The organism is Leucobacter chromiiresistens (genome assembly GCF_001477055.1).
Taxonomy (GTDB): Bacteria; Actinomycetota; Actinomycetes; order Actinomycetales; family Microbacteriaceae; genus Leucobacter; species Leucobacter chromiiresistens_A.
The window spans coordinates 1-15261 of record NZ_LDRK01000053.1; the positions used below are offsets into that span (position 1 = coordinate 1).

Below are 15261 nucleotides of genomic sequence, written 5' to 3' on the forward strand. Positions count from 1 at the left end.
CTAGACGTACGGCCACGCAGTCACCCGTTGGGGGTGGGTGTGGTCATATGTGAATAGAGTTACGGCGGCTATAGCGTCAGGGAAACGCCCGGTCACATTCCGAACCCGGAAGCTAAGACTGACTGCGCCGATGGTACTGCAAGGGGGACCTTGTGGGAGAGTAGGACACCGCCGGACACCTTTTACAGAAAGGGTCGTACAGTGAGAGCCAATGCTGGCTCGCATTGTGCGGCCCTTTCGCTTGTTATCGACATCTCAACAGCGCTGATCTTCGGAGGCATCCCATGAACGAACGACCCGGTCGGAACGACTTCTCGGATCGTGGACCCCGGAAACAGCGCGGAGACGGCGACCGGAACGGGCGCCGCCCTGGCTCTGCGAACGACGGCGAGCGTCGCCGCCCCGACTTCGGCAACCGCGATGACCGCCGCCCGCAGCGGGACGGCGAGCGCCGCCCGCAGTACGGCAACCGCGACGACCGCGGAGCGCGGCGGAGCTTCGACGACCGCGATGGCGACCGGCGCCCGCAGCGTGATGGCGACCGTCGTCCGCAGCGCGATGGCGACCGGCGCCCGCAGCGGGACGGCGAGCGCCGCCCGCAGCGGGACGGCGAGCGGCGCCCGCAGTACGGCAACCGCGACGACCGCCGACCGCGGCGGAGCTTCGAGGACCGCGATGGCGACCGCCGCGCACAGCGCGATGGCGAGCGCCGTCGCCCCGGCTACGGAAACCGTGACGACCGACGCCCGCAGCGTGATGGCGACCGGCGTCCGCAGTCCGGCAACCGCGACGATCGCGGACCGCGCCGTGAGTTCGGCGACCGCGACAACCGTCGCCCGCAGTATGGCGACCGGGATGATCGTCGTCCGCAGCGCGACGATCGCGGACCGCGCCGTGAGTTCGGCGACCGCGACAACCGCCGTCCGCAGTATGGCGACCGGGATGATCGTCGTCCGCAGCGCGACGATCGCGGACCGCGCCGTGAGTTCGGCGACCGCGACAACCGCCGTCCGCAGTACGGCGACCGGGATGATCGTCGTCCGCAGCGCGACGACCGCGGACCGCGCCGTGAGTTCGGCGACCGCGACAACCGTCGCTCGCAGTACGGCGACCGGGATGACCGTCGTCCGGGCCGCGACGATCGGGACTCCCGTGCGCCGCGTCGCGGCGACCGCGACGACCGCGGTCCGCGGCGCGAGTTCGGCGACCGCGACGATCGCCGTGCGCAGCGCGACGGAGCGCCCGCCTACGGTCGGGGCGGCACCCGCGGCGCGGGGCGCAGCGACCGCGGCGGCCGCGACCGCACGTTCACCGAGGCCGAGCGGCTGCAGCACGAGCTGCGCCCCGTACGCTCGGACCACCGCGATCCCGTGCTCCCCGACGAGGTCGAGCCGAAAGACCTCCACCCGTCGGCGCGCAACGAGCTGAAGACCCTGCAGGCCGACGTGCAGGAGCGCGTCGCGCGGCACCTGGCGATGGTGGCGTTCCTGATCGACGACGACCCGGAGCTCGCGCACCAGCACGCGCTCTCCGCGAACCGTCGCGCGGGCCGCATTCCGGTCGCTCGCGAGACCCTCGCGATCACGGCGTACCGCACCGGCGATTTCGCCCTGGCGCTCCGCGAGCTGCGCACGTACCGACGGCTGAGCGGCCTCGACGGGCACGTCTCGCTCATGGTCGACTGCGAGCGCGGTCTCGGCCGTCCCGACAAGGCCATCGAGACCGGGCTCGAGGTGGACGCATCGCGTCTCGACACCGAGCAGCGCGTGCATCTCGCGATCGCGATGTCTGGCGCCCGCCTCGACCTCGGGCAGACGCAGCAGGCGCTCTTCGAACTGGAGATCCCCGAGCTCAATCCGTCGAAGGCCTTCTCGTGGAGCCCCGACCTGTTCGCCGCATACTCCGCCGTGCTCGAAGACCTCGGTCGTTCACGGGAGGCGGCGCAGTGGTTGGCGCACGCCGAGCGCGCTGCGCGGGCGCTGCAGGCGCACCACGGATCGCTCGACGAGCTCGAGGTCTTCGAGGTGTACGAGGACGTGATCGACGACGAGCGCGACGCGGAGCTCGAGAACGAGGCCGCGGAGGAGGTGATCGGCGAGTTCCAGGCCGTCGATCCCGACGCCGCCGTCGATCCCGATGCCGCCGATGACGCCGCGGCGGATTCCGACGGGGCAGTCGAATTCGACGCGTCCGTCGAGCCCGAAGCCGCCGAGGTCGCCACGGACGAGGACGGCGCCGGCGCCGGCGCCGCGGAATACGAGGAGATGTCGATCGAGGCCGAGGTCGACGAACTCCTCGCCGCCGCGGGCATCATCGGGGGCGATACCGACCGGAGCGGCGGGTCCGATGCACCATCGGGCGCCGACGAGGCGTCGGGCGCCGCAGCGGCCGGCGACGAGCCGGATGCAGATGCGGAGCGGCGCGACTGATGGGGCTGTTCGGCAGACGAGCCACCGCGCTCGGCGCAGCGCCGATCGAGGGCCGCGAGCTGCTGCTCGCGGACCTCGACGGCGTGATCTACCGGGGCCCGCACGCGATCCCGCACGCCGTGGAGGAGTTGAACCGGGCGGCGCAGACCGTGCGCGTCGGCTACGTGACGAACAACGCGTCGCGCACCGATGAGACGGTGGCGGCCCACCTGCGCGAACTGGGGCTGCAGACGGAGGCGGGCGAGATCGTCACGTCCCCGCAGGCCGCGGTGACGCTGCTGCGGCAGACGGTCGCCCCGGGGTCGCGGGTGCTGGTGATCGGCGGCGACGGTCTCGTCGACGAGCTCGGCAAGGCCGGCTTCGAGGTGACGCGGAGCGCCGATGAGGATCCGGTTGCCGTCGTGCAGGGCTTCGCCCCCGAGGTCGGCTGGGCGCATCTGGCGGAGGCCGCGTTCGCGCTCGCGGAGGAGCCCGGGCGCGAGCCCCTGCCCTGGATCGCGACCAACACCGACTGGACGATCCCCGTGGCGCGCGGCTTGGCCCCGGGCAACGGCACCCTGGTCTCCGCGGTGCACACCGCGGTGCAGCGGCTGCCGGTCTTCGCCGGGAAGCCGGAGACGCCGATCTTCGAAGCCGCATTCGAGCGCTTCGGCACGCGCAACGCGCTCATGATCGGAGATCGCCTCGACACGGACATCAAGGGTGCGGTCGCGGCCGGCATCCCGTCGTTGCACGTGCTGACCGGCGTCGACCGACCGAAGCAGCTCGTCGCGGCGTCGCAGGACATGCGACCCGAGTACATCGTCGCGTCGCTGTCGGAGCTGCACGAGCCGTATCCGTCGACCGAGCGGCTGAAGGACGGCACGATGCAGGTCGGCACCGCGAAGGTGCGCATGGACGGCCACATCGCCTCGGTCGTCGCCGAGGGGGACTCCCCGATCAACCTGCTCCGGGCGGGGTGCGCGGCGATCTGGGCCTCCGGGCTCGCGATCTACGGTCTCAAGGTGCCGGAGATTCTGTACGAGGATCACTGGCGCGCGGCCTGAGCCGGCTTGTCGGCGGCGCTCGCTAGGCTTGATGCATGGGCGAGACCGACTGGGGCGAGAGCGAGCACCGCGACGTGCCGGCGCAGGAGGCTGCCCGGAGCGCCGCCGGTGCCGGAGCGGAGGCCGATGGTCTCGTGAGTCGCATCGAGCTGATCGAATCCCAGCCGCTGCCGCAGCGGGCCGCGCAGTTCGAGCAGTTGCACGACGAGCTGCTCGCCGAGCTCCAGCGGGGTGATCATGGCGGGGCGTGAGGCGCGTGCGGATCGCACGGGGGCCGCGGGGCTCCCGAGCGCCGCGGAGCTGCCGCACGCCGAGCGACGTGCGGTGTGGGCGGGCGACGCCGAGCGCCTCGACCGGGTACTGCCGCAGCTCGGACTCGCACGGTCGCGCAGCCGGGCGGCGGAGCTCATCGGAGACGGCCGGGTGACCGTGAACGGCGCCGTGGCGGCGAAGCCGGGGGTGCGCGTCGCTCTGGGCGACATCGTGACGGTCGCCGACGACGATCACTACGTCGGCCGAGCCGCGCACAAGCTGCTCGCAGCGCTCGAGGAGTTCGGCGTCGACCCCGCCGGCCGCATCGCGCTCGATCTCGGGGCCTCGACCGGCGGCTTCACGCAGGTGCTGCTCGAACGCGGCGCTCGCGCCGTGCTCGCCGTCGACGTCGGCCACGACCAGCTCGCGGCCGAGCTGCGCGACGATCCGCGCGTCAAACTCGTCGAGGGCCGCAACGCACGCGAGCTCACGCCGGCGAACCTCGCCGCCGACACGGGGGTGACCGAGCCGCCCACGCTCGTGGTGGCGGACCTGTCGTTCATCTCGCTGCGCCTCGTGCTGCCCGCGATCGCCGCGTGCGCCGCCTCCGACGCGCAGCTCGTGCTGCTCATCAAGCCGCAGTTCGAAGTGGGCCGTGTGAAGGACGGCGTCGTCACCGCCCCCGAGCAGTGGCGCGACGCGGTGCTCGGCGTGCAGCGCGCCGCGGAGGAGCACGGGTTCGCGCTGAGCGGCCTCGCGGCCTCCCCGGTGACGGGCACCCACGGGAATCGCGAGTTCCTCGGCGGCTTCGTGCGCGCCGGCGAGGTGGTTCCGACAGAATGGGAGTCGCGCATCGCCGAGCTCACCGGAGCCCGCGACGCGCGTTCGACAACCGACCGGGCACGAGTGGACGAAGGGCGATGAGCATGCAGCTCGACGAACCGCGGCGGATCCTGATCGTCTCGCACACGCACCGCGACGAGGCGGTGGCCGCGACCGTCGAGGCGGTGACGGCGATGCTCGAAGCCGACGTCGTGCCCGTGTTCGACGCCCAGGATCGCGCAGACTTCGCGCCGCACCTGGAGGTCGAGCGCACCGCCCTGCTGGGCGCCGACGCCAGCGTGACCGAGCTCGAAGCGGCCATCGTGCTCGGCGGCGACGGCACGATCCTGCGCGCCGCCGAACTGCTGCGCGGATCGGAGTGCCCGATCGTCGGTGTGAATCTCGGCCACGTCGGGTTCCTGGCCGAGATGGAGAGCTTCGACCTCACGACGACCATCGACCGCGTGCTGCGCCGCGACTACACCGTCGAGGAGCGCCTCACCGTCGACGTACGGGCGACGCTCGACGGCCGGCTGATCGCCGACACATGGGCGCTCAACGAGGCGAGCGTCGAGAAGCAGCGGCGCATGCTCGAAGTGGAGATCGGCGTCGACAGCCGGCCCATATCGACGTTCGCCTGCGACGGCGTGGTGCTCGCCACCCCCACCGGCTCGACGGCGTACGCATTCTCCGCTGGGGGCCCGATCGTGTGGCCGACCGTGCAGGCGATGCTCATCGTGCCGATCGCCGCTCACGCGCTGTTCGACCGCCCCCTCGTCACCGGCACCGACTCGGAGCTGCGCGTGCGCATTCTTCCGGAGAACATCGGCCCCGGGGTGCTGTGGTGCGACGGTCGGCGGCGCACCGAGCTGCCCGCCGGTTCGATCGTGACGGTGAGCCGATCCGCGGAGTCGGTGAAGTTGGCGCGCCTGAACGCCGGAGTATTCTCCGACCGGCTCGTTCGCAAGTTCCACCTGCCGACGTCGGGATGGCGCGGCAGCCGACGCGGTGGGGAGGTCGCATGATCGAAGAACTCAGAATCCGGGATCTCGGAGTGATCGTCGATTCGACGGTGCCGCTCGGCCCGGGGTTCACCGCGATCACGGGTGAGACCGGCGCGGGCAAGACCATGGTCGTCAGCGCACTCGGGCTGCTGATGGGCGAGCGGAGCGACGCGGGCGCGGTGCGCGCCGGAGCGTCGCAGGCGCGCGTGCACGGCATCGTGCGCACCGCCGACCCCGCGGTCGCCGATATCGTCGACGAGCTCGGCGGCGAGATCGAGGACGACGAGCTCGTGCTCAGCCGTACGGTGAGCGCCGAAGGGCGCAGCCGCGCGGGCGTCGGCGGCGCGAGCGCTCCCGTCGGCAGTCTCGGCCGCCTGGCCGATCGGCTGTTCGCCGTGCACGGCCAGTCCGAGCAGCTGCGCCTCAAATCGGCGGCGGCGCAGCGGGACACTCTGGACCGCTTCGGAGGGTCGGCCATCGCGGAGACGCTCGCGGAATACCGCGAGAGCCACCGCGAGCGCCAGCTGCTGAGCGAGCGCGTGCGCGAGCTGACCGAGACGCGCGACGAGCGCGCCGCCGAGGCCGCGCGACTGCGGGCGGAGCTCGACGAGATCGCGGCCGTCGACCCGCAGGCGGGGGAGGAGGCCGAGCTCGCCGCCCGCATCGAGCTGCTGAGCAACGTCGAGTCACTCCGCGCCTCGACATCGGCGGCGCACGAGGCGCTCGCGAGCGAATCCGACGATCCGCTCGCGCGCGACGCGGGAGGCCTCGTCGACGAAGCGGTGCGCGAGCTCGAGCGCGTCGCCGACTTCGACCCGCGGCTCGCGGCCGTGCTCGAGACGCTGCGCGGCGTGAGCTTCCAGATCGCGGACGCCGCGACGGAGCTCGCGGCCTACGCAGGCGACCTCGACGAGGAGGGGCCCGGGGAGCTGGCGCGGGCGAACGACCGGCTCGCCGCGCTGAACGGACTGTTCCGGCTGTACGGCGCCGACAGCGCCGCCGTGATCGCGACCGCGGAGGCCGCCGCCGAGCGCCTCGCCGAGCTCGACGGCGACGGCGGGCTGGTCGACGAGCTCGCGGAGCGACTGGAAGCCGAGACCGAGCGGGAGCGCGCGCTCGCCGCTCGCCTGACGGAGCAGCGCACCGAAGCGGCAGCGCGCCTGTCGCAGCTCGTCACCGCTGAACTGCGCCAGCTCGCGCTCCCCGACGCCGAGTTCGTCGTCGACGTGGCGGCATCACCCGCGCTCGGCTCCTCGGGCGGGGACGACGTGCAGCTGCTGCTGAGCCCGCACCCCGGGGCGGCCCCGCGTCCCATCGCGAAGACCGCCTCAGGGGGCGAGCTCTCGCGCGTGATGCTGGCGCTCGAAGTCGTCGTGGCCGCAGTCGACCCCGTGCCGACCTTCGTGTTCGACGAGGTGGACGCCGGCGTCGGCGGTGCCGCGGCGATCGAGATCGGGCGTCGCCTCGCGCGGCTCTCCCGCACGTCGCAGGTGATCGTGGTCACCCACCTCGCGCAGGTCGCCGCCTTCGCGTCGAACCATCTGCAGGTCGTCAAAGACTCGGCAGGGGGCTTCACCGAGAGCAGCTGCCGCCGCCTCGACGGAGACGCGAGGCTCGCCGAGATGGCGCGCCTGCTCTCCGGGCTGAGCGATTCGGGGAGCGCGCTCGAGCACGCGGCCGAACTGCTGTCGCTGCGCGAAACGATGTGAGCGCAGCCGTGTCCGCGGTCACTGCTACGCTCCACACATGGTGAAGTGGTTCGGCCGGCTGAGCGCCCGCGGCGCGGTGAAGCCCGATATCAGCGATGACGCCGCGACGAAGGCCGCGTACCTGGATACGCACCCCGACGTGAAGCACGCCGACCTCGAGCAGATGGACGCCGAGACGCGCGAGATGTACCGCGACGCGCGCGAAGCGGCTGTGGACGCCCGCGAGGAGCGGGCGAAGGCACGCACGCGCGAATTCGTGATCCGGGGGCCGTTCCAGCTCGGATTCACCATCACGCTCGGTGTGCTCGTCGCCCTGCTCTTCGGCGGCATGATCCAGCAGCTCACCACGATCATCATGTACGTGGCCTCCGCGCTGTTCGTCGCGCTCAGCCTCGACCCGGTGGTGCGCGCGCTGCAGCGGCGCGGCCTGAAGCGGCCGATCGGCATCGCCGTGGTGTTCAGCGGGTTCGTGGCGGTCATCGCCGGGCTGCTCGCGCTCGTCATCCCGATGATCGCGAACCAGATCACGCTGCTCGTGCGCAGCGCGCCCTGGCTCGTGCGCGACATCATGCGGCAGCCCTGGTTCGAGGATCTCAACGAGCGCTTCGGCAAGTTCATCGACTTCGATCAGCTCCTCGCGATCGGGCAGGACTTCGTGGGCGACCCCGAGAACTGGGCGCAGGTCGCCGGCGGCGTGTGGCAGGCGGGCATCGGCGTCGCCAACGGGCTCACGGCCGGCCTCATCGTGCTGATCCTCACCCTCTACTTCCTCGCATCGCTGCAGTCGATGAAACGCGCTTTCTACTCGCTCGTGCCGAGGTCGGGCCGCGCGAAGGTGATGGACATCACGGAGCAGGTGACGAAGTCGGTCGGCGGGTACGTCAACGGCATGGTCATCCTCGCCTTCATCAACGCAGTGCTCGGATTCGTGATGATGACGATCGTCGACGTCCCGTTCGCAGGTCTCGTGGCGGTCGGCGTCTTCTTCCTCGCGCTCATCCCGCTGATCGGATCGGTCGTGGCGACCGTGCTCGTCACCGTGGTAGCGCTCTTCAACGACCCGACGACCGCGATCATCGCCGCGATCTACTACCTGATCTACATGCAGGTCGAGTCGTACCTGCTGACCCCGCGGGTGATGAACCGCGTCGTCTCCGTGCCCGGCGCGCTCGTCGTCATCGGAGCGCTCGCCGGCGGCACCCTCCTCGGGCTGCTGGGCGCCCTCGTCGCGATCCCCGTGACCGCCGCCGTGCTGATGATCATCAAGCAGGTGTGGGTGCCCCGGCAGGAACTGCGCTGAACCCGCGCACCAGTGACCGAATCGAACTGATAGGATTGAAGCCCGTGGGAGCAGAGCAGAGCGCGGACCAGGCCGGAATCACCAAACACATCTTCGTGACCGGAGGTGTCGTCTCCTCGCTGGGCAAGGGCCTCACCGCGGCGAGTCTCGGAAACCTGCTGACGGCGCGCGGGCTGCACGTCGTCATGCAGAAGCTCGATCCGTATCTGAACGTGGATCCGGGCACCATGAACCCCTTCCAGCACGGCGAGGTCTTCGTGACCGACGACGGCGCTGAGACCGACCTCGACATCGGCCACTACGAGCGATTCCTGGGCATCGACCTCTCCCAGGCCGCGAACGTGACGACCGGCCAGATCTACTCGACGGTCATCGCCAAGGAGCGCCGCGGAGAGTACCTCGGCGACACCGTGCAGGTGATCCCGCACATCACGAACGAGATCAAGCGACGCATGCGACTGCAGGCGTCCGAGACGCCGCGCCCCGACGTGATCATCACGGAGGTCGGCGGCACGGTCGGCGACATCGAGTCGCAGCCCTTCCTCGAGGCCGCGCGACAGGTGCGCCACGAGCTCGGGCGGGGGAACGTCTTCTTCGTGCACGTCTCGCTCGTGCCCTTCATGGGCGCCTCGGGCGAGCAGAAGACGAAGCCGACCCAGCACTCCGTCGCCGCGCTCCGCTCGATCGGCATCCAGCCCGACGCCCTCGTGCTCCGCAGCGACCGACCGGTCACCGACGACAACCTCCGCAAGATCGCGCTGATGTGCGACGTCGACGAGGACGCGGTCGTGAACGCGATCGACGTTCCGAGCATCTACGACCTGCCGCAGCTGCTGCACGACCAGAGCCTCGACAGCATCATCGTCCAGAACCTCGGGCTCGCCGACCGCGCGAACGACGTCGACTGGGCCGGCTGGCAGCCCGTGCTCGACGCCGTGCACCACCCGAAGGGCGAGGTGACGCTCGCGCTCGTCGGCAAGTACATCGACCTGCCCGATGCCTACCTCTCGGTCACCGAGGCGCTGCGCGCCGGCGGCTTCGCGCACTCGACGAAGGTCAACATCCGATGGGTGCCCTCCGACAGCTGCCAGACGCCGGAGGGGGCGCTCGAAGCGCTCGGCGACGTCGACGGCATCTGCGTGCCCGGCGGCTTCGGCATCCGCGGCATCGAGGGCAAGCTCGGCGCCCTCCGCTTCGCCCGCGAGAACCACATCCCGACGCTCGGCCTGTGCCTCGGCCTGCAGTGCATGGTGATCGAGTACGCCCGCAACGTGACCGGCCTCGAGGGAGCGTCGTCCACCGAGTTCGACCCGGAGACCCCGGTTCCGGTCATCGCCACGATGGCCGAGCAGGTCGACATCATCGACGGCGGCGACCTCGGCGGCACCATGCGCCTCGGCCTCTACGAGGCGGCGCTCGCCGAGGGATCGCTCGCGGCGTCGCTCTACGACGCGCCCACCGCGACGGAGCGCCACCGCCACCGCTACGAGGTCAGCAACCGCTACCGCGACGAGATCGGCGCCTCGGGCCTCTCCTTCTCGGGAACCAGCCCCGACGGCGCCCTCGTGGAGTACGTCGAGCTGCCGACCGACGTGCACCCGTTCTACATCGCGACGCAGGCGCACCCCGAGCTGCGCTCGCGCCCCGGCATGCCGCACCCGCTGTTCGCCGGGCTCGTCGAAGCCGCGATCCACCGTCGCGACGCCGCCCAGCTGTTCGAGGTCGACAACGGTGAGTGACGCCGTCGGCGCGACGCCGCACGAGGAAGCCGACGCGTTCGGCGGCCTCGTGAACGAGCGCGCCGACGCGTTCGGCGGCCTCGCCGATGAGCGCGCCGACGACGTGCGAGTGGAGGAGAGCACCGTGCTCGCCCACGGCGCCGTCTGGAACATGCGGCGCGACCGCTTCGACTTCGCGGGCGCGGAGCTCGAGCGGGAGTACCTCGACCACACGGGCGCCGTGTCCGTGCTCGCCATCGACGACGAGGACCGGGTGCTGCTCATCAAGCAGTACCGGCACTCCACCGGGCACCGCCTCTGGGAGATCCCGGCCGGACTGATGGACGTGGCCGGCGAATCCGGGCTCGCCGGCGCGCAGCGCGAGCTCGCCGAAGAGGTCGACCTGCAGGCCGAGCACTGGCACCTGCTGCTCGACGTGTTCCTCGCCCCCGGCAGCTCGACGGAGGCGATGCGCATCTTCGTGGCGCGCGGCCTGTCGCCCGTGGAGCACGACTACGTGCGCTCCGAGGAGGAGGCCGAACTGCACCCGCAGTGGGTGCCGCTCGACGCGGCGGTGGACGCGGTGCTCGACGGCCGCATGCAGAACACGGTGACGGCGAACGCCGTGCTCGCCGCCGCCGCCGCCCGCGCCCGGGGCTGGCGCACGCTGCGCGATCCCGAACTGCCGTGGAGCGGTCGCGACGCCGTGCGGGGAGAGCTCTCGCACTGATGCCGCTCAGCGTCGCGCAGGGAACGGAGCGGTTTCTGCGCCACGTCGCGCTCGAACTCGGGCTCTCGGCGAACAGCCAAGCCGCCTACCGGCGCGACCTCGCCGCGTACGCCGCGTGGCTCGAGCGCAGCGGGGTGCCCGACCTCGGCAGCGTCACCCCGGAGACGCTCTCCGCATACGTCGCCGAACTCGCGAGCCCGCAGATCGACGCAGACGGAGGGGAGCGCCCGCCGCTCGCCGCCGCCTCCATCACGCGCCGCCTCTCGACCGTGCGCGGCTTGCACCGATTCCTGTTCGAGGAGGGGCTGCTCGAGACGCATGCGGGCAGCGGAGTGCGCACCCCGAAGCGCGCGCAGCGCCTCCCGAAGGCCCTGCCGATCGCCGACGTCGAGGCGCTGCTCGCGGCGGCGGGCGGCGACGACCCGGTCGGCCTCCGCGACCGCGCACTGCTCGAGCTGCTGTACGCGAGCGGCGCCCGCGTGAGCGAGGTCACGGCCCTCGACCTCGACGATCTGCTGACCGCGCCCGGCCGCGCGGATGCCGCTCACGATCCCGTCGCCGCACTGGGCGACGGCGGCTTCGTGCGGGTGACCGGCAAGGGATCGAAGCAGCGGATCGTGCCCTACGGGAGCTACGCCGGGGCGGCGCTCGCCGCCTATCTGGTGCGGGCGCGGCCGGCGATGGCGGCGCGCGGATCCGGCACCCCGGCCCTGTTCGTCGGGCCGCGCGGGGCTCGGCTCTCGCGGCAGAGCGCCTGGCTCGTGATCAAAGCGGCGGCGGAGCGCGCCGAACTCGCCCAGGAGGTCTCGCCCCACACGCTGCGCCACTCCTTCGCGACGCACCTGCTCGCCGGCGGCGCCGACGTGCGCACCGTGCAGGAACTGCTGGGGCACGCGTCGGTGACGACGACGCAGATCTACACGCAGGTCACCGCCGACACGTTGCGGGAGCACTACCTGCTCGCCCACCCGCGCGCGAAGTAGCCCGCGCGCGAAGCAGCTGCGCGCGAAGCAGCCGGCGTCACCCCGTCACCCCGTCACCCCGTCACTCCGTCACCCCGTCACCCCGTCACCCCGTCACTCCGGTCCGACCTCGCCCAGGAGCGCCAGGCGGCTCACGGTGCGGAAGAGGTCGGGCGGCGGATCCGAGATGTCGACGAACCCCGCGCGATCGGTGCGCGCGAGCACGGTGAGCGGCGCATCCGCGTGCACGAGCACGTCGAGGAGGCCGACGAACCGCTGCCGCGCCTCCCGGCTCGCCCCCGAGAGCGGCGGCACGTCGGCGAGCACCCAGCGGTCGAATGCGGCGGCGAGCTCCAGGTAGTCCTCCGCGATCGACGGCGCCTCGAGCAGATCGGCGAAGGCGAACCAGACCTCGGCGGTCGCCCCGACGCCCTGCGTCGCCTCGCTCCGGCGCACCGCGAGCGCGCGCAGGGCGCGATGCCCGTCGAGCACCGTCGTCGACTCGTGCGGCTCGGGCGGTGCGAGCCCGGCGGCGCGGGCGGCGCTCAGCGCATCGCCCCGAGGGCCGAACGCGATCCAGCGCCCCGAACCGAAGCCGCGCTCGGGGCGGGACGCCGGGGCCACCGTGCGGTAGTCGCTTCCGCCGTCGAGCGTGCGCACCAGGAAGTGCTCGCGGATGAGCCCGATGCTCGGCTCGACCACGTGGTGGAATACCGGGTTGTCGAGCAGCCCCTCAGGTGCGTAGTTCGAGGTGAGCAGCGTCGGAATGCGGCGCGCGACCAGCTCGGCGACGAGGCGGTTCAGCAGACTCGCACCGCCCGGATCGTGCACGTGCAGCTCGTCGAAGAAGAAGACGCGCGCCCCGTCGAGCAGCTCGGCGACGGTTGACTCGATCGCATCCCGCGCGGTCATCCGCGCGCCGAAGCGGCGCTGCAGCTCCTGGAAGAACGTGTGGAAGTGCACGCGCCGCTTGACGGGAGGAGGTGCGTCGATCGCCGCGAAGATCTCGGCGGCGAGCCACGTCTTGCCGCGGCCGGCGGGCCCGTGCACGAAGACGCCGATCGGTGCGTCGGCGCCGCCGCCCGCCCAGCGCTCCGCCGCCTCCGAGACCTCCCCGAGCAGCGCGCGCTGCGCCGCATCGAGCACCATCCCGCTCTCCGACGCCGAACGCTCCACGGCGGAGCGCAGCCGCGCGGCCGCGCCGGGGGTCGCGCGCGGTCCGGTCACGTTCCCCGATCCTAGCGATGCACGCGCCAGGCTAGGATGGAATGTCAGCGAGCGGGAGGAGACCGGGTATGGCGAAACAGGTCGAACTGGGGCCGACAGGGCGACCCGAACGCGTCATCCCCGCTCCGAAGCCGCTCGACCGCCACGGGCCCGCGCGCATCATCGCGATGTGCAACCAGAAGGGCGGCGTCGGCAAGACGACCAGCACGATCAACCTGGCCGCCGCCCTCGCGCGCTACGGCCGGCGGGTGCTCGCCGTCGACTTCGACCCGCAGGGCGCCCTCTCCGCGGGGCTCGGCGTGCCCGCCCACGACGTGCCCACCATCTACGACCTGATGCTCGGCAAGGTGAAGGATCCGCGCGACGCGATCCAGCAGACCGCCACCCCGCGGCTCGACGTGATCCCCGCGAACATCGACCTCTCGGCCGCCGAGGTGCACCTCGTCACCGAGGTCGCGCGCGAGCAGATCCTCGGCAGCGTGCTGCGCAAGGTGGCCGACGACTACGACGTCATCCTGGTCGACTGCCAGCCGTCGCTCGGGCTGCTCACCGTGAACGCCCTGACGGCCAGCCACGGCGTGCTGATCCCGCTCGCCTGCGAGTACTTCGCTCTGCGCGGCGTCGCCCTGCTCGTCGAGACCGTCGACAAGGTGCGCGACCGCCTGAACCCGGCGCTCGAACTCGACGGGATCCTCGCGACCATGTACGACGCCCGCACGCTCCACGCGCGCGAGGTGCTCGAGCGCGTCGTCGACACGTTCGGCGAGAAGGTCTTCGACACCGTCATCGGCCGCACCGTCAAACTGCCCGACGCGCAGATCGCGGCGAAGCCGATCCTCGACTACGCGCCGTCGAACGCCGCCTCCGAGGCGTATCTCAAGCTGGCCCGCGAGCTCGTGCAGCGCGGCGCCGTCGCCTAGCGCCATGGTGGTGGACACGGATCCGGGAGCCGCTGCGGCCGGCGCGGATCCCGTGCCCGCCGACGACCGCTTCCGCGTCAGCCTCGACGTCTTCGACGGACCCTTCGACCTGCTGCTCACCCTGATCGGCAAGCACGAGCTCGACATCACCGAGGTGTCCCTCAGCCTCGTCACCGACGAGTTCATCGCGTACCTCACGACCATCGAGGGGCAGGGCGTCGTCGAACTCGACCGCGCCTCGGAGTTCCTGGTGGTCGCCGCCACACTGCTCGACATGAAGATCGCGAGCCTGCTGCCGCAGGGCGAGGCGGTCGACGCCGAGGACATCGCGCTGCTCGAGGCTCGCGACCTCCTGTTCGCCCGTCTGCTGCAGTACCGGGCGTTCAAGCAGGCGAGCGCGTGGTTCCGGGATCGCCTCGACGCCGAGGGCGCCCGCCACCCCCGGCAGGTGCCGCTGGAGGCGAAGTACCGCTCGCGCGGGCCCGAGCTCGTCTGGACGCTCAGCGCCGCCGACTTCGCGGCGATCGCGACGCTCGCCTTCGCGCCGCGCGAGATTCCGACGGTCGGCCTCGACCATCTGCACGCGCCGCTCGTGTCGATCCGCGAGCAGGCCGCGATCGTGGTCGCCCTGCTGCGTGTCGTGGACGGCGGACCCGACGACGAGCCGGGTGCTGCCGATGGGTCGGGCGCTGCTGCGGGCGCGGGAGCCCGATCCTTCCGCGAACTCGTCGCCGGAGTGGAGGAGCGCGGAGTGGTGGTGGCCCGCTTCCTCGCCGTTCTGGAGCTGTACCGTCGCGCCGCCGTGAGCTTCGAGCAGGCGGAGCCGCTCGGGGAGCTGTACGTGCAGTGGGTGGGCGAGGGCTGGTCGGATGACGAGCTTGCTACCTTAGGGAACGATTATGACTGAGCACGACGGCGCCGCCCCGCCCTCCGACCCCCGGCCCGACTCCGGAGCGGGGTCACTTTCGGGGGGTGCTGCGGCGCGACACGCACCAGAAGTGACCCCGCTCGCAGAGGGCGAAGCGGACGGCGCTGCGACGGAGGGCGACGGCGCTGCCGACGGCGGGGAGCTCGCCGCCGCGCGCCGCGCGCATACGCTGTCGCAGCAGCTGGAGGCGCTGCTCATCGTCGCCGACGAGCCG

At 71.8% G+C, this 15261-nt stretch carries 14 protein-coding genes and 1 rRNA gene; 13 read left to right on the forward strand and 2 right to left on the reverse strand.

Features of this window, described 5'->3' with window-relative positions:
* The first annotated feature begins 60 nt into the window (after positions 1-60).
* Positions 61-177 (forward strand): 5S ribosomal RNA (rrf, locus tag NS354_RS08660).
* A 5-nt stretch (positions 178-182) separates the two neighbouring features.
* On the opposite strand, the gene NS354_RS13405 is transcribed toward rrf, so the two are convergent.
* A complete protein-coding gene (locus NS354_RS13405; RefSeq protein WP_153002161.1) occupies positions 183-1334 on the reverse strand; it encodes a hypothetical protein in 1152 nt (383 codons plus the stop codon).
* A gap of 36 nt (positions 1335-1370) precedes the next feature.
* Between NS354_RS13405 and NS354_RS08670 the strand changes: the two genes are divergently transcribed.
* From NS354_RS08670 to NS354_RS08715, 10 genes are read left to right on the forward strand one after another with little or no spacing between them, the layout of a single operon-like run.
* Positions 1371-2429 carry a hypothetical protein gene (locus NS354_RS08670; protein WP_241490444.1) on the forward strand — a complete coding sequence of 353 codons (1059 nt, stop codon included), beginning with the start codon at positions 1371-1373 and terminating at the stop codon, positions 2427-2429.
* A complete protein-coding gene (locus tag NS354_RS08675) occupies positions 2429-3475 on the forward strand; it encodes an HAD-IIA family hydrolase (RefSeq protein ID WP_058594134.1) in 1047 nt (348 codons plus the stop codon). Before NS354_RS08670 ends, NS354_RS08675 begins: the two co-directional genes overlap by 1 nt.
* 35 nt (positions 3476-3510) lie before the next feature.
* Positions 3511-3726 carry a hypothetical protein gene (locus tag NS354_RS08680; protein ID WP_058594135.1) on the forward strand — a complete coding sequence of 72 codons (216 nt, stop codon included), beginning with the start codon at positions 3511-3513 and terminating at the stop codon, positions 3724-3726.
* Positions 3713-4651 carry a TlyA family RNA methyltransferase gene (locus tag NS354_RS08685; RefSeq protein ID WP_153002162.1) on the forward strand — a complete coding sequence of 313 codons (939 nt, stop codon included), beginning with the start codon at positions 3713-3715 and terminating at the stop codon, positions 4649-4651. Before NS354_RS08680 ends, NS354_RS08685 begins: the two co-directional genes overlap by 14 nt.
* The gene (locus NS354_RS08690; protein ID WP_058594136.1) at positions 4648-5574 is read left to right on the forward strand and encodes an NAD kinase; all 927 of its coding nucleotides are present in this window, start codon (positions 4648-4650) and stop codon (positions 5572-5574) included. Before NS354_RS08685 ends, NS354_RS08690 begins: the two co-directional genes overlap by 4 nt.
* A complete protein-coding gene (recN, locus tag NS354_RS08695) occupies positions 5571-7262 on the forward strand; it encodes a DNA repair protein RecN (RefSeq protein WP_058594137.1) in 1692 nt (563 codons plus the stop codon). The genes NS354_RS08690 and recN overlap by 4 nt, the downstream gene beginning before the upstream one ends.
* Positions 7263-7299: 37 nt before the next feature.
* Entirely contained in the window at positions 7300-8562 is a 1263-nt protein-coding gene (locus NS354_RS08700; RefSeq protein ID WP_058594138.1) for an AI-2E family transporter, read from the forward strand.
* A 44-nt stretch (positions 8563-8606) separates the two neighbouring features.
* Positions 8607-10301: a CTP synthase gene (locus NS354_RS08705; RefSeq protein WP_058594139.1), complete on the forward strand. Its 1695-nt coding sequence runs from the start codon at positions 8607-8609 to the stop codon at positions 10299-10301.
* On the forward strand, positions 10294-11010 hold the full coding sequence (locus tag NS354_RS08710) for an NUDIX domain-containing protein (protein ID WP_241490445.1): 717 nt from the start codon (positions 10294-10296) through the stop codon (positions 11008-11010). The genes NS354_RS08705 and NS354_RS08710 overlap by 8 nt, the downstream gene beginning before the upstream one ends.
* A complete protein-coding gene (locus NS354_RS08715) occupies positions 11010-11993 on the forward strand; it encodes a site-specific tyrosine recombinase XerD (protein WP_058594140.1) in 984 nt (327 codons plus the stop codon). The genes NS354_RS08710 and NS354_RS08715 overlap by 1 nt, the downstream gene beginning before the upstream one ends.
* Before the next feature lie 93 nt (positions 11994-12086).
* On the opposite strand, the gene zapE is transcribed toward NS354_RS08715, so the two are convergent.
* On the reverse strand, positions 12087-13199 hold the full coding sequence (gene zapE, locus NS354_RS08720) for an AFG1/ZapE family ATPase (RefSeq protein ID WP_058594141.1): 1113 nt from the start codon (positions 13197-13199) through the stop codon (positions 12087-12089).
* A 68-nt stretch (positions 13200-13267) separates the two neighbouring features.
* Here zapE and NS354_RS08725 point away from each other — a divergent pair, with 68 nt between their 5' ends.
* On the forward strand, positions 13268-14119 hold the full coding sequence (locus tag NS354_RS08725) for a ParA family protein (protein WP_082677990.1): 852 nt from the start codon (positions 13268-13270) through the stop codon (positions 14117-14119).
* 4 nt (positions 14120-14123) lie between these two features.
* The gene (locus NS354_RS08730; protein ID WP_058594143.1) at positions 14124-15026 is read left to right on the forward strand and encodes a segregation and condensation protein A; all 903 of its coding nucleotides are present in this window, start codon (positions 14124-14126) and stop codon (positions 15024-15026) included.
* The last annotated feature ends 235 nt before the right edge of the window (positions 15027-15261 follow it).